This window comes from Flagellimonas lutimaris (assembly GCF_003581615.1).
GTDB lineage: Bacteria > Bacteroidota > Bacteroidia > Flavobacteriales > Flavobacteriaceae > Flagellimonas > Flagellimonas lutimaris.
In genome coordinates, this window is sequence record NZ_QXFH01000070.1 from 1 (window position 1) to 23,886 (window position 23,886).

At 38.6% G+C, this 23,886-nt stretch carries 18 protein-coding genes and 1 pseudogene; 9 read left to right on the forward strand and 10 right to left on the reverse strand.

Annotation, left to right across the window (positions count from 1 at the left end; all coding sequences use genetic code 11):
• Window positions 1-101: 101 nt before the first annotated feature.
• The gene (locus D2V08_RS04465; RefSeq protein ID WP_147374068.1) at window positions 102-1,193 is read left to right on the forward strand and encodes a helix-turn-helix domain-containing protein; all 1,092 of its coding nucleotides are present in this window, start codon (window positions 102-104) and stop codon (window positions 1,191-1,193) included.
• A gap of 86 nt (window positions 1,194-1,279) precedes the next feature.
• Window positions 1,280-2,593 (forward strand): amidohydrolase family protein, encoded by a 1,314-nt coding sequence (locus D2V08_RS04470; protein WP_119606883.1) that lies wholly within the window; start codon window positions 1,280-1,282, stop codon window positions 2,591-2,593.
• A gap of 124 nt (window positions 2,594-2,717) precedes the next feature.
• Here D2V08_RS04470 and D2V08_RS04475 read toward each other — a convergent pair.
• Window positions 2,718-3,613 (reverse strand): annotated as a pseudogene (locus D2V08_RS04475) (IS110 family RNA-guided transposase).
• 606 nt (window positions 3,614-4,219) lie between these two features.
• On the opposite strand from D2V08_RS04475, the gene D2V08_RS04480 reads away from it, so the two are divergent.
• Together D2V08_RS04480 and D2V08_RS04485 are read left to right on the forward strand one after the other, a co-directional pair.
• Window positions 4,220-4,795, forward strand: a complete 576-nt coding sequence (locus tag D2V08_RS04480; RefSeq protein ID WP_119606884.1) for a hypothetical protein — start codon at window positions 4,220-4,222, stop codon at window positions 4,793-4,795.
• 145 nt (window positions 4,796-4,940) lie between these two features.
• Window positions 4,941-6,119: an ATP-grasp domain-containing protein gene (locus D2V08_RS04485; protein ID WP_119606885.1), complete on the forward strand. Its 1,179-nt coding sequence runs from the start codon at window positions 4,941-4,943 to the stop codon at window positions 6,117-6,119.
• Window positions 6,120-6,260: 141 nt separating this feature from the next.
• Here D2V08_RS04485 and D2V08_RS04490 read toward each other — a convergent pair whose 3' ends face one another.
• The 4 genes from D2V08_RS04490 to mvaD form a co-directional block, all read right to left on the reverse strand.
• Complete coding sequence (locus D2V08_RS04490) at window positions 6,261-7,103, reverse strand: pseudouridine synthase (RefSeq protein WP_182835487.1); 843 nt, start codon at window positions 7,101-7,103, stop codon at window positions 6,261-6,263.
• Between the two features lie 60 nt (window positions 7,104-7,163).
• Entirely contained in the window at window positions 7,164-8,069 is a 906-nt protein-coding gene (locus D2V08_RS04495) for a geranylgeranylglycerol-phosphate geranylgeranyltransferase (protein WP_119606887.1), read from the reverse strand.
• Between the two features lie 10 nt (window positions 8,070-8,079).
• The gene (locus D2V08_RS04500; RefSeq protein WP_119606888.1) at window positions 8,080-9,018 is read right to left on the reverse strand and encodes a mevalonate kinase family protein; all 939 of its coding nucleotides are present in this window, start codon (window positions 9,016-9,018) and stop codon (window positions 8,080-8,082) included.
• A 142-nt stretch (window positions 9,019-9,160) separates the two neighbouring features.
• Entirely contained in the window at window positions 9,161-10,246 is a 1,086-nt protein-coding gene (gene mvaD / locus D2V08_RS04505) for a diphosphomevalonate decarboxylase (RefSeq protein WP_119606889.1), read from the reverse strand.
• Window positions 10,247-10,339: 93 nt separating this feature from the next.
• Between mvaD and D2V08_RS04510 the strand changes: the two genes are divergently transcribed.
• Complete coding sequence (locus tag D2V08_RS04510) at window positions 10,340-10,816, forward strand: TspO/MBR family protein (protein ID WP_119606890.1); 477 nt, start codon at window positions 10,340-10,342, stop codon at window positions 10,814-10,816.
• On the opposite strand, the gene D2V08_RS04515 is transcribed toward D2V08_RS04510, so the two are convergent.
• Window positions 10,813-11,352: a DUF1697 domain-containing protein gene (locus tag D2V08_RS04515; RefSeq protein WP_119606891.1), complete on the reverse strand. Its 540-nt coding sequence runs from the start codon at window positions 11,350-11,352 to the stop codon at window positions 10,813-10,815. The two genes, D2V08_RS04510 and D2V08_RS04515, sit on opposite strands and share 4 nt — an antisense overlap.
• 60 nt (window positions 11,353-11,412) lie before the next feature.
• On the opposite strand from D2V08_RS04515, the gene glpK reads away from it, so the two are divergent.
• Both glpK and D2V08_RS04525 read left to right on the forward strand, forming a co-directional pair.
• On the forward strand, window positions 11,413-12,909 hold the full coding sequence (gene glpK / locus D2V08_RS04520) for a glycerol kinase GlpK (RefSeq protein WP_119606892.1): 1,497 nt from the start codon (window positions 11,413-11,415) through the stop codon (window positions 12,907-12,909).
• Between the two features lie 38 nt (window positions 12,910-12,947).
• Window positions 12,948-13,676 (forward strand): MIP/aquaporin family protein, encoded by a 729-nt coding sequence (locus tag D2V08_RS04525; protein ID WP_119606893.1) that lies wholly within the window; start codon window positions 12,948-12,950, stop codon window positions 13,674-13,676.
• 4 nt (window positions 13,677-13,680) lie between these two features.
• On the opposite strand, the gene D2V08_RS04530 is transcribed toward D2V08_RS04525, so the two are convergent.
• Genes D2V08_RS04530 through D2V08_RS04545 form a run of 4 tightly spaced genes read right to left on the reverse strand, consistent with a single transcriptional unit; the run spans window position 13,681 to window position 18,667 of the window.
• Window positions 13,681-14,946 carry a BaiN/RdsA family NAD(P)/FAD-dependent oxidoreductase gene (locus D2V08_RS04530; protein ID WP_119606894.1) on the reverse strand — a complete coding sequence of 422 codons (1,266 nt, stop codon included), beginning with the start codon at window positions 14,944-14,946 and terminating at the stop codon, window positions 13,681-13,683.
• Complete coding sequence (locus D2V08_RS04535; protein WP_245980499.1) at window positions 14,946-15,698, reverse strand: glycerophosphodiester phosphodiesterase; 753 nt, start codon at window positions 15,696-15,698, stop codon at window positions 14,946-14,948. Before D2V08_RS04535 ends, D2V08_RS04530 begins: the two co-directional genes overlap by 1 nt.
• A 48-nt stretch (window positions 15,699-15,746) precedes the next feature.
• The gene (locus tag D2V08_RS04540; protein ID WP_119606895.1) at window positions 15,747-17,618 is read right to left on the reverse strand and encodes an alpha-amylase family glycosyl hydrolase; all 1,872 of its coding nucleotides are present in this window, start codon (window positions 17,616-17,618) and stop codon (window positions 15,747-15,749) included.
• Window positions 17,619-17,647: 29 nt separating this feature from the next.
• Complete coding sequence (locus D2V08_RS04545) at window positions 17,648-18,667, reverse strand: LacI family DNA-binding transcriptional regulator (RefSeq protein WP_119606896.1); 1,020 nt, start codon at window positions 18,665-18,667, stop codon at window positions 17,648-17,650.
• Window positions 18,668-19,035: 368 nt separating this feature from the next.
• Here D2V08_RS04545 and D2V08_RS04550 point away from each other — a divergent pair, with 368 nt between their 5' ends.
• Both D2V08_RS04550 and D2V08_RS04555 read left to right on the forward strand, forming a co-directional pair.
• Window positions 19,036-22,104 (forward strand): SusC/RagA family TonB-linked outer membrane protein, encoded by a 3,069-nt coding sequence (locus tag D2V08_RS04550; RefSeq protein ID WP_119606897.1) that lies wholly within the window; start codon window positions 19,036-19,038, stop codon window positions 22,102-22,104.
• An 11-nt stretch (window positions 22,105-22,115) separates the two neighbouring features.
• Window positions 22,116-23,750 carry a RagB/SusD family nutrient uptake outer membrane protein gene (locus D2V08_RS04555; protein WP_119606898.1) on the forward strand — a complete coding sequence of 545 codons (1,635 nt, stop codon included), beginning with the start codon at window positions 22,116-22,118 and terminating at the stop codon, window positions 23,748-23,750.
• Window positions 23,751-23,886: the final 136 nt, after the last annotated feature.

Genomic DNA, 23,886 nt, shown 5'->3' on the forward strand with positions numbered 1-23,886 from the left:
TCCCCGTAGCTAATGCGAGCAAGCTCGCAACACTACTCGCCATAGCCGCGTGGCCGTTGTAGCTCATTATTGAAAACTAATTAAACATGTAATCCAAACTTTTGTCATCAATCAATATTTCGTTTTTAGAAACAGTCTCTCTTATCGCTTCACTTCATTGCTTAGTTTTAAGCTTAGTGATTCTATTTTCCAAGTTTTTTAGAAGTAAAAATAATAAGTATTTAGGGTTCACTTTACTAATTATTGCTGTTGTTGGTATTAATAATTGGTTTTGGGATATTGGTTCCAATCCTGAGATAATTAGCTTTCTGGATTTATTTCTTTGGCAATTTTTATATCCAACAACATTGTTTATCTTCTTTTATAGAACATCAAATAATACTTCAGCTAATACACACCGTTTAAAGATTTTTTATTTGCCTTTTGTTATATTAAGCATACTTAATATCTTTTTGTCTTTAAGTACAACTTTTCAATTGTATGATCTACCAGATATTGTTTTAAACTACATACCTCTATTTTATAAAGTAATTAGCTTTCTGTCCATTATTTTTCCCATTTATATGATTGTCCTCTCCTATAAATATACGCTAGCTAAAAAGAACAGTTTAAGCAAAAAATGGTTAAAATATCTTTTGGCTTTTCTTTCTTTAATTATACTATTTGGGGTTCTTTTAGAATCTTATCGATTTCTCTTCTTTGAAAAATTACCACTAACCTATTTATCGACATTTAGTTCTATTTTTATTTATTGGTTAACCTATAAAGGCATGTATCAATTTAAATTGTCGAATGACCAATATGAAATTAGAGAAATTACTAAAAGAGAAAAAAAGAAACCAATCAATTCTGTAAACTATAAAAGTTCTCATTTTAAAAAAATAGTATTTTTAATTGAAGAAGATAAAATACATCATAACCCAAATCTAAGCAGAGATAGTGTTGCTGAACAACTAGAAATAAGCAATAGTTACTTATCTCAAATTATTAAAGAAAATACTTCTGTTAATTTTTCAGACTACATTAATTCACATCGTATAAAGGATGTAAAACTAATGCTCAAAGACCCTACATTTGATAAATATAGTTTACTCTCCATTGGTCTGGAATGTGGATTTAACTCTAAAACATCTTTCTATACTAATTTTAAGAAAGAAACAGGACTAACGCCTAAGGAATATAAAAACAAATAGGTTCTATTTCCTCAAGAGTATCGATTTTAGAACTCCCAAAACCCGTATGAACATTACGTTTGCATAAAATTTATAAATCAAAAAAAATGCGAACACTAAAAAATTGTTTATTACTATTTGTACTAATGTTATGTTCTGTCGCTATAGGGCAAACTAAAATAATTTCGTTTGAGAATGTGAATGTAGTACCCATGAATACAGATACCATACTTCCTAATCAAAGAGTCATAATAGCGAATAATAAAATATTGAAAATTGAGCCTGTATCTAAAAAGATAACCTATCATATTGATGTTACCATTAAGGCTTCAGATAAGTATTTAATTCCTGGTCTAGCAGAAACGCACTATCATCTGCAAAATAATATTGAAAACGAATTCAAATTATTAATTGCAAACGGAATCACTTCTGCAAGAAATATGGCAGAATATAATGGTCAAGACCATATAAAAATAAAGGAACAAGCAAAGAGTAACGCCATATTATCGCCTCATTATTACACTACTGGGCCTTATTTAAAGAGAAATAATTTTAAGCATATTGACTCTGTTGATGTGATTGTACAATATCATAAAAAAAGAGGTTATGATTACTTAAAAATTGCAGATAATTTACCAAAAGACATTTATCTAAAATTATTAGAAACAGCACATAAAGAAAACCTTAAAATCGTTGGTCACGGACAAAGAGAACTACCCTTAGAATATTCGTTAAGAATTAAATCGATTGCTCATGTTGAAGAGTTCATGAATATCTTTACAAAAGAGGAACGAGAATCTACTAGCTACCTTAAACGAGCTGCAAAAGAAATTAAGACAAGTGGTGTTTATGTGTCACCTACTCTCGGAATATTTGAAATGATTAGTAAATATGCCGACAAGGACAAATCAGAACTATTAAATAACGACAAAAACATCAAATATCTCCCAAAACACTATTCTGATTATTGGAAGTCTGACAAAACTAATTACAGAAAAAATTCGTGGTTTACTGATAAGGAATCCTTAATTCGACTTGAAAAGGAGTTAGCGTGGCAAAAGAAATTCACATTATTACTTCATCAACAAGGCGTACCATTAATGGCTGGAAGTGACACCTATGGTTTGTTTCTTCCTGGTTTTTCTCTTCACCATGAATTAGAATTAATACACAATTCAGGGCTTTCAAACTATGAAACACTTAAAACGGCAACAGTAGTTCCTGCTCGATATTTTAATAGCATTTCACAAAGCGGTACGGTTAGTGAAGGAAAATTAGCAGACCTAGTATTACTAGAGAAAAATCCATTAGAGAATATTAGCAACACAAAGACAATTCTAGGTGTGGTTATTAAGGGAGAATGGTTTGACAGAGAAAAATTAGATAAACTTTTATTGGAAGTCGAAAATTTGAATAAGTAAAACGAGCTACATCAAAGAACTGAGCTAAAAAACAACTCTTTTCCGCATTAAATTTGAAACATAGTTATCCTATACCAGAACCCATAGGTAAGGATTTTGGTCAAAAAAATCATTTCCTATCATTCTACCTTCTAGTCAGAACAGAGACAAAACCCTCATCATAGGGCAATCCGGATCTGGCGATTGCAAAAGCTTGTTTTAAGAGCTTGTTCGACACCGCTATCAGGGCCAGCTTCTTGCTTTTCCCCTTGTTCGTTATCCGTTCATAGATAGCCTTGCACGCCTTGTTGTGTTTGCACGCGTTGAACGAGCATAGGAACAATAGGTTCCGAAGTTTTCTGTTACCTACCTTGCTTATCCGTGCCCTACCTCTTACACTACTGCCCGACTCTCGTACCGTTGGCGTAATACCGACATAACTACAAAGCTGCGATGCATTCTCGAACTTACTAAATCCATCGGTCACCACTATCAAGAACAAGGCCGTCTTTTGGCCTATACCTGGTATCGATGTCAACAAGGTCAATTGTTCCTGTTGATCCTCTTTTACCAATGATAAAATCTTTGATTCGATGGCAGATACCTCTTTGTCCAGCTGCTTCCTGTTACGTACCAAGGAACGATGGACAAACTTTGAGGGGATGCCCAAAACAGCTTCTCCATGAATCTTGTTCTTTGTTGCCGTACGTTGTTTCAAATAGGTATCCAATAATCGGAACAACTGTAAACACTCACTCTGGGTATCGGTCAAAGCATTATAAAGAGGCACTTCGTTTGACAATCCATACGCACAAATAGCCTTCGCATCACTCTTGTCGGTCTTTACCTTGGCCAGTTTCATTTGAATGAAACGTTTGATCGACAATGGGTTTACCACCGATACAACTACCCCATTTTTGTAAGGTACTTTTTAAACCCCATTTCATCGTTTTTATACTGGTGGTGGCCTTTATTGCTACCATGAACATCAAAGACATCCTTACTGATGTCGACTCCAAAAGTTTCTTTATATTTATTCATAAGAACTGATTTTATGAAAGAGCATACTACCTTACTCACAACAACTTGAAAACGAGATCTAAAGTCTCATAGAACTGAACGTGGTTTAAGTAGTAAAAGAGAGAGGATTATCAATGTTGTCGAAGTCTACAGCTTCACCGTATATACTAACCTTAATTCTCTCTTTTGTTCTTTCTGATTAGATTATCAATTTAAAGAGAATCAAACTTAAGATGTATATAAAAAATAGCGGTTTAGGTGCTTATCTAAATCGCTATCCTATTTAATTAATTATCTTGCTTTCGGATAGTTAGTGTTTAAAAATCCGCTACTTTTCATATACCAAACGTTGGGAAAAATGCCTGCGGCCGCTCGGCCAGTACCGCAAGCGGCACAACCCTCCGAGCTATTTTTTCCCAACGGCCACGCAGTAAGACGGCTTATTCGCTATATTTATTCCACATTTAAAAAACAATGGCCTTCGCGCCGCAGAAAGAAAAGTTGCACCTTTTCCCAACATGCGGCTATAGCTAATCAGCGTCCAATGGCTCCCCGTAGCTAATTCGAGCAAGCTCACAACACTACTCGCCATAGCCGCGTGGCCGTTAGCACTTATTTAAGAAAAAAATGAAACGATTAATAAAATTCATAGAAAAGAATATTTCAGGAAAAAAGGTTTTAGGACTTTTTATCTTGACCAATCTTGTTTACACTTTTATGCTGACTGTTACAATTCCTAAAACAATGGAATTCTCTAACGGAATAAAATTATTGGATATGATGCCCACAGGTTATGATTTGAATTATGTAAGTGAATTATTCACTTCGCTTGGAGAAACTGGACGTTTGACATATCTAACCAACCAAATACCTGTTGATATGATTTATCCACTACTATTCGGACTTTCTTACTGTTTGATTTTGGGCTATTTCTTGAAAAAATTGAACAAATTAAATTCTCCATATATTTATCTCTGCGTAATACCGATAATTGCCGGAATTGCAGATTATTTGGAAAATATCGGAATTATCGCAATGCTTAAAAACTATCCCGAATTGAAAGAGACTACAGTTTATACAACTAATATATTTTCAGTTATAAAAAGCATTTCAACAAGTATATTTTTTATCGCATTAATAGTAGTCTTAATAACTCTTGGAATTAAAGTGTTAAACAGAAAACCAAGTGCTAACACCTTATAAAATCAATTGCTGGCAAAAGCCTACTTTGGAAATTCCGGCGGAATTTCCAACTTGGTGTGTACTTGTAAAGTTGAGTGCTAAAACACACAACTACTCATAGCCGAGACCGATGGCGGTAATTTAGATAAAACCATATAGATTAAAAATGTACCTAATAGACAAGCCATATATTTCAGATTTTCTTATTGATACAATAAAAGAAAATTCCTATCAAGTTGTTGCAACTAAAGAGGCTAAAGAATTAATAGCTGACGCTTCTTTAAATTGGATTAGCGAAGAAGAGGCTATAGAAACTATAAAAAACAACCCCTCTCAGCGGATATATTCCAATTCAGAAAATGCTCTCAGTTGGATAGACAACCACTTTAAGGAAAGTGAATTGTCAAAACAAATCAATGTCCTCAAAGACAAGGCAAAATTCAGAGAGCAGATTAAACCCATATTTCCAGAATTTAAATTCCAAAAAATCAAGTTAGGAAACATTCAGAATATTACTACCGAAGAATTGTCATTTCCGTTTGTCATAAAACCATCCATCGGGTTTTTAAGTCTCGGTGTCTATATTATTAAAGATGAAAACGACTGGATTAAGGCAAAAGAGGAAATTACGCCGCACAATCTTAAAAGTATCTTTCCAAAAAATGTACTAGATACTTCCCACTTTATTATAGAGGATTTTATTCAAGGTGAAGAATACGCTATAGACTATTACCATAATGATAAAGGTGAGGTGGTTATATTAAATATTTTACACCACGTTTTTTCATCGGGAAAAGATACAAGTGATAGAGTTTATTCGACTTCTAAAGCAATTATCAATCAACATAAAGCTAGATTGGAGCAGTTTTTAAGCACAATAGGCAATAAACTTAATTTAAGGAATTTTCCGGCTCATGCAGAAGTAAGGATAGATAATAACGGCAAAATAATCCCTATTGAAATCAACCCGCTTCGATTTGGAGGTTGGTGTACTACGGGTGATTTATCGGGGATTACAGTGGGGCTTAATTCCTATAAATACTATTTTGAAAACACTTGTCCAAATTGGGATACTATATATCAAGGTAAAGAAAACAAAATATTTAGCATTATCGTTTTAGATAATAATTCAGGGATTAAGCCTGCTGATATCGCTAAGTTTGATTATAAAGCACTTGCTAATGATTTTGAAACTCCTATTTTGATAAGAACCTTAGACATTAATAAATATCCCCTTTTTGGTTTTGTTTTTACAGAAACTGACAAAAAAAACAAAGAGGAACTGTACGATATTCTCAGTTCAGATTTGAGAAAATATATCATTGTTAAAGAGAATCAAACTTAAGATGTATAAAAATAATAGCCGGTATAGCAGTAAATTAAAGGGTTGCATCCCACTTCAACTTACTCGTAATTTGACATGGAAATGCCACGCAGCCAGCTACTATTCTTATACTCACCGTTGCACCCCAAATTTCTTCCGACCCTACTTAATATTCTTCAAATTAACCACCTCTTGCTCCGTTAAATGCCTCCAATGACCTCGCGGCAAGTCCTTTTTGGTAAGTCCTGCGAAAATTACACGGTCCAATTTGGTAACATTATAGCCCAAATGCTCAAAAATGCGGCGTACAATGCGGTTTCGACCACTATGGATCTCTACGCCCACTTCGCGTTTTGGCGCTCCTTGGATAAAGCTCACACCATCTACGGCAATGGGTCCATCTTCCAATTCGAGTCCTGCTTCAATTTTGTGCAAATCTCCAAGGCTTAGGTTGTTGTCTAAATGCACGTGGTAAATTTTGCGCACGTTGTGCTTTGGATGCGTCAATTTTTTGGTAAGGTCACCATCGTTGGTGAAAAGTAAAAGTCCTGTAGTATTTCTATCCAAACGGCCAACGGGCAACAAACGATTTTTCGAGGCACTGGAAATTAATTCCATAACCGTGCGACGTCCCTTTTCATCACTGGTAGTGGTAATAAAATTTTTGGGTTTGTTCAGCAGAATGTACTCCTTCTTTTCCAAATTGAGTCGTTTTCCATCAAAACGGACATCATCGGAGCGTTTCACCTTAAAACCCATTTCGGTTATCGTCTTTCCGTTTACAGTAACATTCCCCGCAGCTATAAAAGTATCCGCTTCCCTTCGGGAACAAATACCTGCATTCGCAATGTAACGGTTCAACCGAATCTCATCTGGATTGGATGTTTTTCGTGGAGCGTTTTGCCTCGGTTTGGAAGAAATCTTTTTATCGAACGGCTTCTTATTATCGTCTCTCTTGAAGTTTTTGGAAGGTCTTCTGCCTCTGGTGTTGTCTGATTTCGCCATCAGTCGGATTTTTTGCAAATGTAGTCTTTTTAAGTTCCAAAAAACTTAAAGAACAAAGAATTACAAAATTCGGTTCAGCACCACATCCACATCAATTAAAAGGATACTGAAAACACCGGCTACAATTATAAATTTAATAATGTTGTGCAGCCAAACGTAGTGCTTTTTGGCACCCGCTTTCCACAATAAAACCAAGAAAAAAATCAAAAGTGCAATACAAGCCATAAAATAGAGGTACATAAAACCAACATCAAAAGTTCTGATGAGCAAAAGTGCAGGAACCAAGGTTAGTACAATCAATAAGGAGATTATGGACTTTGATACGTTTGGACCATAAATTATGGGTATGGTTTTGTAATTCTGCGCCATATCACCGGGCATACTTTCCAAGTCTTTGATCATTTCACGGGCCAAAATCAATAAAAACAAGAAGATGGCGTGCACAAATATGACCGTTTGAAAATTCCGATAGTATACAAACACCACGAAGAATGGAGCTATCGCCAAAGTGGAGGATACCAAATTACCCACAAAGGGTATACGTTTAAGTTTATGCGAATAGAGCCAAATGCCAAAAATATAGGCAGAGAAGAACAACACCGCCCTAAACGAAATATAACTCGCCGCAAAAACGGCCAGAAAGTTGAGGATAAAATAAGTCGTCAACTTAAAGCGCTGGCTCACCAAACGGTCCAACATACTCTTGGTGGGTTTGTTTATCAAGTCCTTTTCCGCATCGTAAAAATTGTTGATGATGTACCCGCTGGCAATGGTTAGCGCTGAAGCAGTAACGATAAGAAATAGGTTTAAATCCAAAACCACATCCCTTAATGGAATATTAGGTGCCAAAATGTAAATGGAGGCCAAGTATTGGGCCAAGGTAATTACAAGAATATTATACCCCCTCACGACTGAAAACAGACTCAACAGCTTAAAAAGCAGGAGTTTGTTTTTTCTGCTAAGCATGATTTTTCTTTTAGAAGTTGTAGACTACTTCCAAAGTATGTCCTTCAAGTGCTTTTTTGGCTTTTTCCAGATCTTGGGTAAAGCCTAAAATATATCCACCACCACCAGAACCACAAAGTTTGAGGTAGTAATCGTTAGTCTCGATTCCCTTTTGCCAAAGCTGATGGAATTTGGAAGGTATCATCGGTTTAAAGTGGTCGAACACTACGTGGGAAAGTTGTTTCAAGTTCCCGAACAACGATTTTACATTGCCGTTCAAGAAATCTTCCACACAGGCATCGGTATGTTTCACAAACTGATTCTTTACCATGTTACGGAAACCTTCCTGCTTCATATTCTCCATAAACAGCTGCACCATTGGTGCTGTTTCACCCGTTATTCCACTGTCCAACAAAAAAACAGCTCCTTTTCCTTCCGTATTTTGTGAAGGAATACTGGTGGATTCAATATTGTCGTTGGAATTGATCAAAATCGGTAAGCTCAGATAACTATTCAATGGATCCAATCCCGAGGATTTACCATGGAAGAAAGATTCCATTTTTCCAAAGATCTTCTTCAATTGAAGCAACTTTTCTCGGGTCAAGTTTTCCAAAACCGTGATTTTATCGGTAGCGTAACGGTCGTAAATTGCAGCGACCAAGGCGCCACTACTCCCGATACCATATCCTTGGGGAATGGAACTGTCAAAGTACATTCCTTGTTCTACATCTTCTTCCAACGATTGAATGTCGAAGGAAACCAAGCCCTGTTCCTCTTGCTCAAGAGTTTTTAAATATTGAGCAAAAGCTTTCAAGCTTTTATTTGATTCTTGGGCCATTTCGGAAACATTCTTGTCTCTTTTTAATGCGCCCTTGAAAAAATTATAGGGTATCGAAAGTCCTTTGGAGTCTTTGATAATGCCGTACTCTCCGAACAATAAAATCTTGGAATAAAATAATGGACCTTTCATATGATAATGCTAAGATACAAACAAATTTTGTTTAATTTTTGATAAAATTCGATAAACAAACTGACTTTATCTATAAAACCTGTTTTTTACTTGGTCTAAAATCTTGGCAAATAACGTAAAAAAACAGCTTAGCTGTTCATTTTTAGTCGTTTATTTTGATTGCACCCATCCCCACTCGATCATGGATATATTGACCATTTTCACAATGTCCTATCAATTCATCTTGAATAAAACCCCGTACTTTTTCCTTCGCTGATGAAGGATAAAGCATATGTACGTTGGCTCCGGCATCGAGCGTAAAACAAACAGGTGTTTTGGTTTCTTCTCTAAACTTCCAAATTTTGTTGATGATTTCCAGCGTATCCGGTTTCATTAGTATAAAATAGGGCATGCTGGTCATCATCATGGCATGCAGGGTAAGTGCTTCACTTTCCACCAGTTTAATAAATTCTTCCAAATCACCATTGGCCAAAATAGGTTTTAGCTTATCCAGATTAGAAAATGCCTGTTCAAATCTATTTTCGCCATACGGATGTCCGTGCATCAATTGATGCCCCACCGTGCTGCTCACCTGTTTCTGTCCTTTGTGTACCAGCAAAATGGTATCGCAATAATTTCTAAAAACCGGATTCACCTCAAACGGATATTCAATGCCATATAGATCGGAACTGTTGGATATATTCCTGTGCTTACCCCATTGCACCAGGTTGCCTTTAATACTACGGCAGGCACTTCCTGATCCCAAGCGGGCCAAATATGACGCCTTTGCATAAAACAGTGCTTCATCCATAGTCGGGTTCAGTTGTTTTTCAATATCCATTAAGCACAAGGAAAGGGCTGCCATTCCACTGGCCGAGGAGGCAATACCGCTACTGTGCGGAAAGGAGTTGGAAGTTTCAATCGTAAAATGGTACTCCTTTAAAAAAGGCACATACAAATCAATCCGCTCCAAAAAGGTTTGGATTTTGGGTTTAAAATCTTCCTTGGGCTTTCCCTCAAAAAACAAATCAAAGGAAAGTGTGTCGTTGGTATCCTTCTTCCTAAAAGAAACCGAAGTTGTAGTCGCACAAGTATCCAACGTAAAACTGATGGATGGATTGGCCGGAATTTGAACTGGTCTTTTTCCCCAATATTTTACCAGGGCAATATTGCTGGGTGCTTTCCATGTTACTTTACCATTTTCGGGCAATTCTTGGTAGGCGCCGGGCAAAAAATCTTTTTCCGTCATTGGGCGTGGATGTTTAAACAAATATAAGCAGCGACAAACTTACTGGAAATCGGATTGAAATAAATTCTTATTTTAGTCGAAGTTGCACCAACCATGAAAAAAAGAATTGTTTATATCACCGTAAGCGTTTTGGTATGCCTTGCCATTGGATTCCTATCCAGCATAGCTACCCAAAGCTCTGTCAACGATTGGTACCTCACGCTAAACAAACCATCTTTTACGCCTCCTAACTACCTTTTTGCCCCTGTTTGGACTGCTCTATACATTATGATGGGGGTGGCCGCTGGAATCGTTTGGTCCAAGGGCTATCATCATATTTGGGTAAAGACGGCGCTTTATCATTTTGTTTTTCAGTTATTGCTCAACGCGCTCTGGAGCATAGTCTTCTTTGGATTGAAAAATCCTCTTGCCGGAATGGTGGTTATTTTGGCCTTATTGACGATGATCATACTTACCATAAAATGGTTCAAGGTCATTAGTAAACCTGCTGCACTATTACTTGTGCCTTATGTATTATGGGTGGCCTTTGCCTCTGCACTGAATTATAAAATTTGGGAGCTTAACGCCTAATCCGAAGTCATTTCCTGTAATTTTTTCATGGTTTTTTGATTTCGAGTTGTTGCTTCCACTCTAAGCTTCTTTTCAATAAGATTATTGTTGAGTTTTGCCCTTCCATATCCATTTTTACAAAGTAAGTACACACAGGTATCGGTAATATGGAAATCTTCATTTTCAAAATGAATTTGCTTAAATTGTTGTGCTAATTCTTTTTTTGGTGGATTTTTAAGCAAAACATAGTACAATTTGTTCTCTTCATCTTCATTGGCAAACGGATTAGCTTCCAGAATTTGTTTGACATTCTTTTTCTGCATCACCAAAGTGGGCACATCAAACCCAAAATTTCGTTGGATTGCTTTTGTTATGGTGTCTTGAAGATTATCCTTTCCAGTTTCATCAATATCAAAAACAATATTTCCACTCTGAATATATGTTTGGACATTTTTTAAGCCAGCACCTTCCAAAACAATTCTCAACTCGGCCATTTTAATCTTCTTTTGACCACTTACATTTATTCCCCTCAAAAGGGCGATGAAGGTTTTTGACATATTAATTGATTCTTTACTTTGATTAATTTTATTAAATTCAAACGCATTTAAATCAACAAAATGAATCAATATATCCTTGCTTTGGACCAAGGCACCACCAGTTCCCGTGCCGTGGTCTTCGATAAGAAGGGAACAATAATCTCCGTAGCACAAAAAGAATTCACCCAAATTTTTCCAAAACCAGGATGGGTAGAACACGATCCCGACGAAATTTGGTCGACCCAAGCCGGCATGGCTGCCGAAGCGGTAAGCAAAAAAGGGCTCAAAGCATCCCAATTGGCCGCTATCGGCATTACGAACCAGCGTGAAACCGTTGTCGTATGGGATAAAAACACAGGTGAACCCGTGTACAATGCCATTGTTTGGCAAGACAAACGTACTGCGGACTATTGTGATGAATTAAAAAAAGAAGGAAAATCCAATCTGATTCGTGAAAAAACGGGATTGGTGATAGATTCCTATTTCTCGGGCACCAAAGTAAAATGGATTTTGGACAATGTTGAAGGAGCGAGAGAAAAAGCCGAAGCTGGTGATTTGGTTCTCGGAACAATTGATACATGGCTTATCTGGAAAATGACAGATGGAGGGCTTCACATTACGGACGTAACCAATGCTTCGCGTTCCATGCTGTTCAATATCAATACCATGGATTGGGATGATGATCTTTTGGAATTGTTGACCATTCCCAAGAGTATGCTCCCCGAAGTAAAGCAATCCAGCGAAGTTTACGGACACACGACTCCCAATTTATTTGCCACTCCAATTCCCATTGCTGGGATTGCGGGTGACCAGCAGGCTGCATTGTTCGGGCAAATGTGTACCAAACAAGGAATGGTTAAAAACACTTACGGCACAGGTTGTTTTATGTTGATGAACATTGGCGAACAGCCCATTGTTTCCAAGAACAATCTACTTACCACAGTAGCTTGGAAAATCAACGGGAAAACCCACTACGCCCTGGAGGGCAGTATTTTTATAGCTGGTGCGGTGGTTCAATGGCTTCGGGATAGTTTAAATATTATAAAAACCTCTTCAGAAGTGGAAAAACTAGCTAGTTCTGTAGACAGTTCGGATGGAGTGGTTTTTGTTCCTGCTTTTGCAGGTTTGGGAGCTCCGCATTGGAACCAAAAAGCCCAAGGAACCATTTTTGGATTGACCAGAGGAAGCACCGATGCCCACATTGCACGGGCAGCTTTGGAGTCCATAGCTTACCAAACCATGGATATCCTTAAAGCCATGGAAGCTGATTCCGGAATTTCCATAAAAGAATTGCGGGTTGATGGCGGGGCCACTGTAAACGATATGCTCATGCAGTTTCAGGCCGATGTATTGAACACGGTCACCGTTCGACCAAAAATTGTGGAAACTACAGTCATGGGCGCCGCATACTTGGCTGGATTGGCCGTTGGTTATTGGGAAAGCCCAAAGGAAATCCAAGATATTTGGCAAACCGATGTGCATTTTAATCCCACCAAAGAACGCGAAGCCATTGATGAAGGTATCAAAGGTTGGTACAAAGCCATCAAAGCACTTGAATTTTGGACAGAGAATCCATAAGGATTTCAAAATAATATAAACACTAACATTCCCTTTTTATGACTCCTTTTGTATCTGAAATTGTAGGTACTTTTTTGTTGATGGTGCTTGGATGTGGCGTAAATGCCAATGTCTCGCTGCAAAAAACCTACGGTAATGGCTCTGGTTGGATTGTAATCACTACCGGATGGGCTTTTGCCGTTTACACCGGTGTTGTTGTTGCCGGTCCTCACAGCGGTGCACATATAAACCCTGCAGTAAGCATTGGGCTTGCCGTTGCCGGCGAATTTCCATGGAGCGAAGTCCCTAGTTATATTTTAGCACAGTTTATTGGGGCGATGTTCGCTGCGTTTTGCGTTTGGCTGATAAACAAAGATCATTTTGATGCCACTGAAGACGGAGGTACCAAGCGAGGTGTTTTTTGTACGGCCCCTGCCATACCCAATACATTTATCAATCTCTTTTCTGAGGTGTTGGGTACATTTGTATTGGTATTTTCCGTGCTTTATTTTACTGATGCCGTGCTATCCACCGACGACGCAATTATCGGTTTAGGTTCATTGGGAGCGTTGCCCGTTTCTCTTATTGTTTGGGGTATTGGTCTATCTTTGGGCGGTACCACGGGGTATGCCATAAATCCGGCCAGGGATTTGGGACCACGTATTATTCATGCCCTATTGCCGTTAAAAAATAAGGGGAGTAATGGTTGGAGCTATGCTTGGATACCTGTTGCAGGACCTATTTTGGGAGCATCAATAGCAGCTTGGATTGCCCTAGCTTTACAATAGTTCTTTAGGAAGCAATGGCTTGGGCGGCAATATAGGCACCAGTCCATGCATTTTGGAAATTAAATCCACCTGTGATGGCATCCACATTTATAATCTCGCCTGCAAAATATAAATTGGGATGTAATTTGCTCTCAAAGGTCTTAAAGTTGATTTCTTTTAGATCCACCCCGCCAGCGGTTACGAATTCTTCCTTGAATGTACTTTTGCCTTCTACTTTAAATGATGAGGACGTTAATTGTTCGGCCAATGCTTGAAGCTGCTCTTTGTTAATGTCTCCCCAGCGTTCGTCGGGCTCTATGTTAGCTGCTTCTACCAAGCGCATCCACAAGCGTTTTGGAAGTTCGGTAACGTTGGTGCGCACCACTGTTTTTTTAGCTTCGATAGCTTTTAATTCTTTTAGATAGGCTTCCATGGATGCCGTACTATATTCAGGAAGCCAATTTACTTTGATTTTAAAAGCATAATTATAATCGTTTAGGATATTTGCTCCCCAGGCTGAGAGTTTTAAAATGGCAGGACCACTTAAACCCCAATGCGTTATCAAAAGTGGGCCATCAGCATAAAGCACTGCATCGTCCTTGACCTTACTTTTTAAGTTCAGCGCGGTTTTATCTGTATTGAAGGTTTTTTTTGGCATCACTTCAACAGCAGCATAAGCGCTTAATCCTTGAATACCCTGAATTCTTTCATCATTGATATTAAAGGTAAACAAGGAGGGAACCGGTGAGATTATATGATGTCCCAAATTCTCCAACTGTTTCCAGATTTTGGGGTTGCTGCCCGTGGCAAGCATCAATTTTATGGTTTGGTAGTGCTTATTCATTGTGGTGACCTGCCAACCATCATCGGTTTTGTTGATGGCTTTTACCGAACTGTTTTTCAAAACTTGCACGCCTAAGCGGTCTGCTTCGCCTACCAAACAATCTATTATACTTTGGGAGGAATCACTTTTAGGAAAAACGCGGCCATCTTCTTCAATCTTTAGAGGAACTCCCTTTTCTTCGAAAAAGGCCATTACATCCATAGGAGCATATTTATGGAAAGGACCCAAAAGTTCCTTTTCGCCCCTGGGATAATTGGTTGCCAATTCTTTTGGCAAAAACTCACCGTGGGTGACATTGCACCGCCCTCCTCCAGAAACCTTTACTTTGGAAAGTACGGTTTTGCCTCTTTCAAAAATGGCAATCTTTAACTCGGGCGAAAGTCCCGCAATTTGAATGGCCGCATAGAATCCAGCAGCTCCACCTCCTACTATTATGACGTCGAACATTAATTCACACGTTCCGGATAATTGGTAATAATGCCGTCGACCCCGAACTCCACCATTTTTTGAATGTCTTCGGGTTCGTTTACCGTCCATGTGTACACTTTTAATCCTTCCGATTGGATTTTTGCGGTATTCTCTTTGGTCAACGTTCTAAAGTTGGGGTTTATGGCCACAGCATTCAGTTCTTTGGCCACTTCAATAGCTTCCAGCGGATCTTCTTCCGTTAATACAGCAATTTTTATATCCTTGTTAAGGTTTCTCATATCCCTTAGCTCATCCCATTTAAAACTTGAAATCAAAATGTTATCAGGGCTCCATCCTTGTTTTTCGATATAATAGTTAACAATATGGTTTACCTTATCAGCAGTATCGTCCCCTTTAAGCTCGATATTCAAAGCTGTCTGATTGTTAATGAGCTTTAGCACACTTTGAAGCAGTGGGATTTTATGTCCCCCATCCAAAGTGAGCTGTCTTACTTGAACAATATTATATTCCTCAATATTTCCCCCTGAGTTGGCTAGTCTATCCACTCTTTCATCATGAAAAACGACTATCTCACCACTTTGGATTTTAAACACATCTATTTCAATCATGTCCACTCCAAGATCTAGAGCTTTTTGTATCGATGCCAAAGTATTCTCGGTCTCATGGCCCATTGCACCTCGGTGTCCAATTACCAATGGTTTTGATTTTGTCATCTCACAACTTGTTAAAAGCAAAATAGCTCCAAGAGCTACCAATAAATTCTTCTTCATTCTGGTCTGGTTTTGAAAGCTAAAAATACGATTTGCAAATGAAAAATTTCAATTCTCTACCTTAAAGATATAGGATTGAAGCGGTTCCAATTCTACTTGGACTTGACCTTGACCATTGCTTATGGACATATTTGTTTTAAGCTCGCCATACAATGCTTCGGTCAATGGATATTTTCCATCCTTCAACTGCCATTTGGAAATTACCTCCTCAGGAACTTTTAAGCCAAAGGAATAGGCTTTATGTGCATCAAAATTAGATATGACAATAAGTTTTTCATTATCGTTCCAACGCACATAGGAAAGTACACGGTGATCATAACCTTCCGTATGGTCCTTGTTATAAAAATGGATTTCCTGGTATTGGCCCATCAATGCTTCACTTTTTATGGTGAAGTTTAGGAGCCTTTTATAAAAATCCCGAAGTTCTTTTTCTTCTTCTGATAATTGACCTCCGTCAAACTTTTTATTGTTGACCCATCTTTGATGATGAGGCACCCCTATGTAATCGAAAATTGAGGTTCGAGTTGGCTTTCCAAACCCGGCATCTTCCGCTCCTGGCTCGCCAACTTCTTGTCCAAAATAAATCATGGTGGGTGACGTACTAATGGTCGCAGAAACTACCATGGCCGGTTTTCCTAATTGGGCATTACCTGCAAAATCCGGACTTGCTATACGCTGTTCATCATGGTTTTCCAAAAAATGGAGCATATGGTGCTCAATGTCCGCCATTCCTTTTTGCACTACCGGAATATGGTCCGTCCATCCATAACCCTTCATAATATGTTTGATACTATCGTAGAGCTCTACTTTGTCATATAGATAATCCATTTTACCTTGATGGATATAATCACGGTACAAGTCTGGATTGTATACTTCGGCCAATAAAAAGGCATCAGGGTTTTTCATTTTGATGTTGGAGTTTAGATAGCTCCAAAACTCCACTGGAACCATTTCGGCCATGTCAAAACGAAAACCATCTACGCCAAAATCCAACCAATACTGGGTAATATCTTTGAACTTGCGCCATGAATCCGGGAGGGTCTTATCTTTCCAAAACTCAAAATGCGCTTTATAATCTTTATTCCGATATTCTTCGGGCAGTTCCTCAAAGTCCTTGGCACCATCCGGACGAACCCCATAGTTGATTTTTACGGTTTCGTACCAATCGTTAAAATGTGGTTGTGCCAATCGGGATCCGTTTCCGGTCCATTTCGCCGGGACTTCTTCAAATTTTGAATCTGCCAACCTGTTATTATCGCCTCCCAAGGGTAAATATCCATCTTTCCATTCTGGAACTTTGAATGCCTCACCAGGGATGTAATAGAAGTTATTGTTTACATCGTATTCTTTACTTGTGTCATCCGAAGCACCAAAATCCTCCACTCCTTCGGGATTGGTAATTCCTTCATAATTTCTAGCCACATGGTTGGGGACAATATCGATAATCACTTTCATGCCTGCATTGTGAGTTCGCTGTATAAGTTCTTTGAACTCTTCCAATCTTTTTGAAGGGTCGGTCGCCAAATCAGGGTTTACATTATAGTAATCCTTAACGGCATAGGGCGATCCCGCTCTTCCTTTAACCACATCAGGGTCGTCGTTGGAAATGCCATAGTCTGCATAATCATTTATAACTGCATGGTGCGGCACTCCTGTATACCAAATATGGGTAACCCCCAAATCCTTTATTTCCGACAAAGCTTCGGTTGAAAAATCGACAAACTTGCCAACCCCGTTTTCCTCGATAGTACCCCAAGGCTTATTTGTAGTATTGGTGTTTCCGAAGAGGCGGGTAAATACCTGATAGACTACTTCCTTCTTTTTCATTTTTGATGCAATGGGCTTTTGATCGGTTTTTTTCTTACACGAAGATAACGTGATGAGGACTATCAAAAAAGTCAGGATTTTTATAGATTTCATACTGCATGAATGAGAAGTGTAAACTTTTATTAATGCGCAATAGAATCCCTGATCACCAAAGTAGGTTCCAATATTTTGGTTTGATAGGTTTCTTCCTCGGCCTCACTTTCTACTTTATCTATCAACATTTTTGCAGACACCTCTCCCATTTTTTCACCATGTTGTGCCACAACGGTAAGGCTAGGGTTCGCATATTTTGACAAAACACCATCAGTAAACCCAATAAATGCAATATCCTCTGGAATTTTAAGTCCTTTTTCTTGAACCAATCGCATGCTGTAGACCGCAAAGATTTCATTTACGCACAATACGGCATCAGGCTCTTTTTCGTTTAAAAAAGTTTTGATGGCCATTTCATCCATTTCCATCGACGGCATTTTTAGTATCATAGATTCATCAATCCCAAGATTGCTTTCTTCTAGAGCTTTCCTATACCCCTTGGTACGAGCCTTGCTTACACTCAGGTAATCATCTGTTGTGATAAGTGCTATTTTCTTTTTTCCCTGGTCTATGAATTTATTGGTAGCTTGGTAAGCCCCAAGTTCATCATCAATAATTACTTTGTCGCAGTCTACTTCATTGGTAATCCTATCAAAAAGCACTACGGGAATACCCTGTTCAGTTACTTCCTTAAGGTGGTTATAATCCGATTTTTCTTGGGTTTCCGAGGAAAGTGACATTATAAATCCGTCAATACTTCCATTGGCCAACATTTCCATATTAATAACTTCCTTATCAAAAGATTCCTCGGAAAGACAAACAATTACGTTGTAGCCCCTAGCATTTGCATACTTCTCAATACCTCTGATAACAGTGGTAAAAAAATGATGTACAATATCTGGAATTACGACCCCAATATTCTTGGTTCTTTTATTTTTTAGACTAATCGCAATGTTGTTCGGCTTGTAATTGTAAAGCTTGGCAAAGGCCTGCACTCTCTCTTTGGTATCCCTACTTATTTCCTCACTATTCTTAAGTGCCTTTGAAACGGTGGATATGGACACCTCAAGCTCACGAGCTATATCTTTTAAGGTAATCTTGGCTTTCAATGATGAAAAGTTTAAAGCGAAATGATTCTGAACGGAAAATTACTCAATTAAGACACAAGGCCGAATAGAAATCCTACTTTTTTAACAAAAAGAGAACAAATGAATATTCTTGAACCTTTTAATAAATAGGGTTCAAAAAATAAAATTGCTATATTAGTCCAGTTTTTGTTGTATTCTTAATTATTACTCCTTTTATTGGGATTTAAGCAAACGGACTTATTTATATCTGTGAAATCAACACTTCTTAAAGTTGTTAACACGAAACCGTTTTCGTTATATTTTGCAATATACTTAAATTTAGATTAACCTTTTTTTTATATATGTTTAACACTTGAATTAAAATTAACTAAACTTAAAATTAATTATTTATGAAGATTACGCTACTAAAAAGCTTTTTGTTGCTTGGAGCATTTTTATGCTTTGGGTTGGCGAAAGCTCAGACAGTATCAGGTACCGTTTCGGATGCAAACGGGCCGTTGCCGGGGGCGAGCGTATTGGTAAAAGGAACTACCAATGGTACGCAGACCGATTTTGACGGTAACTTCACCCTAAACGATGTAGAGGATTCCGCAACCTTGGTTTTCAGCTACATTGGTTACAAAACCGCAGAAATTGCGGTTAATGGCCAAACAAGTATCAATGTCACCTTAGAAGAAGATGCACAAGCATTGGACGAGGTGGTTATTATCGGTTATGGTCAAACCACGGTTAAAGACGCAACCGGATCCGTTGCTGCAGTTACCTCTGAAGATTTTAATGGAGGTGTTATCGCTTCCCCTGAACAATTGATTCAAGGTAAAACTGCTGGTGTTCAGATTACTCAGGCAAGTGGTGAACCGGGAGCTGGGATGAACCTAAGAATCAGGGGTTCTAATTCCATCCGTTCCAACAACAATCCTCTTTTTGTTGTGGATGGTGTGCCATTATCAGGAGAATCAACTACACCATCTGGTGGTGATGTAATTAATGGTAGTAATGCTACGCGTAACCCATTAAACTTCATCAACCCTAATGACATCGAAAGTATGTCTATTTTGAAAGATGCTTCCGCAACGGCCATTTATGGTTCACGTGGCGCCAACGGTGTTGTAATCATCACAACTAAAAGCGGTAAGACCGGACAAGGCGGTGTTTGGGAGTTTAGCTCTAATTTGAGTATCTCTACACCTGCAAATGACTATGATCTTTTTGATAGAGATGAATTCTTGTCAACAACTGCTTCCGTAAGGAGCCAAGCAATTGCAGATGCTAGCGATTATGGATACAATACCAATTGGCAAGATTATATCACAAGGACAGTAGCTTCTCAAAACCAAAACCTTTCTTATTCAAGAAATTATGGTAGTGGTAATGTTAGAGCCACTTTTTCTTATGGAAAACAATTTGGTGTTATAGAAAAATCAGCTCAAGAACGTATTACAGGAAGAATCAATGCTAGTCAACGTTTTTTAGATGACAAATTAAGATTTACACTTCAGGCTTCTATTTCCCGTGTTAACGATGATGCACCACCAATTAGTGGTACATCAGGAGCAAGTGGAAACTTGATAGGTGCTGCCTATTCGGCTAACCCGACATGGCCAGCTAGTTCAACTTTCTTCTTGGAAGGAAACCAATTGAATCCTGCGAACTATCTTCAAAACTTTCAGTCGGTAACCCATACAGACCGTGCATTGATCAATTTCTCCGCTGAGTATGATTTAACTCCTGAATTGACTGCAAAGGTTAGCGTAGGTTATGATGACTCCGATGCGACAGCAGTATCCTCTATTTCCGGAAATGCCAACAACTTTAACAGAGTTACTGGAAATGGACAGACAGCTTACAATACTTTGAACGCTAAAAGTAAATTGTTGGAAGGTACCTTAAACTACAAGAAAGATTTTGACAACTCATCTTTAGATGTTATTGTGGGGTACTCTTTCCAGGATTTCCAAAGAGTAGGTTTCAACTCTCAAGGTTGGCAGGCACCAACAACCGATCTTAACGAGATGGGTGAGCTTTTGATTGAAGATGTTAACAACATAAGATCTAGTATTGATGGGCCATACCAGCAAGCCGGTTATGCTCCTAACGGAACTTTTATCAATAGCATCAATCCATTCGAGGATACAGCTACTCTTGGTACTTCTTCAGGAGGTTACACTTCGGTATGGGTCGATACTTTTGACAATACAGATGAGCTTCAATCATTCTTTGCTAGAGCTAACTACAGTTTAAACGATAAATTCTTATTTACTGCGACTGTTAGAGCGGATGGTTCCTCAAGATTCAGTGAGGATAATCGATATGGTTATTTCCCATCAGGTGCATTAGCCTGGAAAATCAACGAAGAGGATTTTATTGGGGATAACATCTCTACCCTTAAACTTAGAATTGGTGCTGGTGTAACTGGTAACCAAGAAGGTTTAGGATATGCCAACTTCTTGAGAAGAGTTCGTTTTGCACAACCAGGCATTAGCGACAGTGGTGAAATTTTGAGACCAGGTGCACAAACTGTAGCTGTACAAAACCCAAATCTTAAATGGGAATCTACATTGGATTTGAACGTTGGTTTGGATTTCGGTTTCAATCTTGACCGTTTCAGTGGATCAGTTGATTTTTATAGAAAAGAAACAAATGATTTATTGTTCAGACAAGGAGCTGCCGCTCCAGCTGCCGACCCTTTTGTATTCAAAAACTTAGAAGAGGGAACCATTATCAACCAAGGTATTGAGGTTGCTTTGAACTATGATTTCGTCCAAACGGAAGATGTTACGTTCTCTTCTTCCTTCAATATTGCGTACAACAAAAATACCGTAGAAGGATTGAATGGAGTTACCGCCAACTTTGGTGCTTTGAACGGTCCTGGACTAACTGACGCCTTTGCTCAGCGATTGGGAGAAGGAAGATCACTATTTTCTTACTATATGGCCGAATATTCAGAAGATAACTTTAATCCTGATGAAAAGGATTTTGTGGGTGAAGACGGTCTACCTGACGTGAATGCAGGTCTTTCCCTTAACCTTAGAGTTAAAAATTGGGATGCATCTGCTTACTTCACTGGTCAGTTTGGATTCTCTGTATATAACAACACGGCAAATGCATTCTTGAACCGTCCAACTTTTGAGACAACACGAAACGTTACCCAAAGAGCTTTGGACACCAACGTAAGCCAAGAAGTTTCAACATTATATTTGGAGAGCGGTGATTTTGTAAGACTTCAAAATGCAAGTGTTGGTTATAATGTACCTGTTAGTGGAGATGGAGCAATTAAAAGTTTAAGATTATCACTTACAGGACAAAACTTGTTCTTGATTACAGATTACAGTGGTCTAGACCCTGAAGTATCTTCAAGTACTGGTGACCTTGGTACCGGTATACCTAGTGCTAGTATAGACTACACTGCTTTCCCAAGACCAAGAACTGTAACATTGGGTATCAACGCTAAATTTTAAAAAAAAAAGCAATGAAAAATTTTATTAAACAAACGAACAGATATTTCTCGCTCAGCTTGTGCGTAGGTATTCTGCTGGCATCCTGTACGGATTTGGAGGTAGAGCCAACGGACTCGCTACTAGATGATGGGTTTACTGGTATTCAAACCGCTGAAGCAGCTTCCAGTCAAATAACCGCAATGTACAATGATGTAAATGGTTATTTTGGTACGCAAGCTAACTTGTATGCCCTTAACGAAGTAACTACCGATGCCCTTTTGGTGCCTACTAGAGGTTCCGACTGGGGAGATAACGGTATTTGGAGGCAATTGCACCAACACTCTTGGACGCCTGAACACTCCTACATTTTAGGTGTATGGAACGAATGGAACGGGCTTCAATTGAGTGCCAGTGAAGTATTGGATTCCAGATCTGCTTCTTCCTCTGAAGCTATAGGACATGCTTCCTTTTTAAGAGGATTGGCCATGTTTGTAATTTTGGACAATTTTGGTCAAGTGCCTTACAGAGATACAGAAACCGCAGATCCATTGGCGGATCCAGATGTACTTACTGGAGAAGATGCTGTTACCTTTATACTAAGCGATTTGGATAACGCCATTGCAAACCTGCCGACGTCATCTGCTGGTGATGATAACTTTAGAGGCTCCAAAGCAGCAGCTCGTTTCTTAAAAGCCAAAGTTCTTTTGAACAGACACATTTACAACGGTTCTGGATCAGCTGCATCTGGGGACATGAATGAAATAATTTCCCTTGTTGATGCCATTGAAAATGATGGATATGAATTAGCGGATGATTACTTCGATATATTTGTTCCAGGCGGTGACTCCGAGACTATTTGGTATGCACAAACCTCAGCTGGTACTAGAATTTTCAACACATTGCACTATAACTCTACAGAGTTAGGCGGTGGTGGCTGGAATGGTTTCAGTACTTTGGCCGAGTTCTACGACTTATTTGAAGGGGATGCGGACAATAACCGCGGACTCAACGATGGCACATTGAGTGATGGCCAAGAAGAACGCAGAGGCTTTGTTCCCACCGAAGGAGGAATAGCATATGACGGAAGCTATGGTACCGACGACAATGATGATGGTATCGTTGATGGTTCAAATGTAGGCTTTGGATTCCTTATTGGTCAACAATATGGACCGAACGGTGCTGCTTTGGAAGACAGAGGTGGTAACCCCCTGTCCTTTACAAGAGAGTTCTTCAGTGCTGTTGATAACCAACCAAGCCTTGTAGATAACAACGAGATAACAGGTATTCGTGTAATCAAATATAATCCTAGAGATGGAGCATTTGCCAACCACATTATTTTCTTCAGGTATTCAGATGCATACTTAATGAAAGCTGAAGCTATGTGGAGAAGTGGTGGTGACCCAACCGCAATGATCAATGAATTGCGAACTATTAGAGGTGCCGCACCACTTGGTTCAATAAGCGAGCAAGATATTTTGGATGAAAGAGCTCGTGAATTGTACACCGAAGGTTGGAGAAGAAACGATATGGTTCGTTTTGGACAGTATACCAAAGACTGGGAATTTAAGGAAGCTGACGCTGTGGGAAATCCAGATCGTCAATTATTCCCAATTCCATCTGCCCAACTTATTCTTAACCCTAATTTAGTGCAGAACCCAGGCTACTAATAATTCAAAGTTTAAGCTGTTTAAATATGAAAAGACCACCAATAGGTGGTCTTTCCTTTTTATTTTAAGGATATTAATCAAATATTAATTTTTCCTTAGAAAAAGATTAATCGTTTGGGTATACCCAATTGCCTCG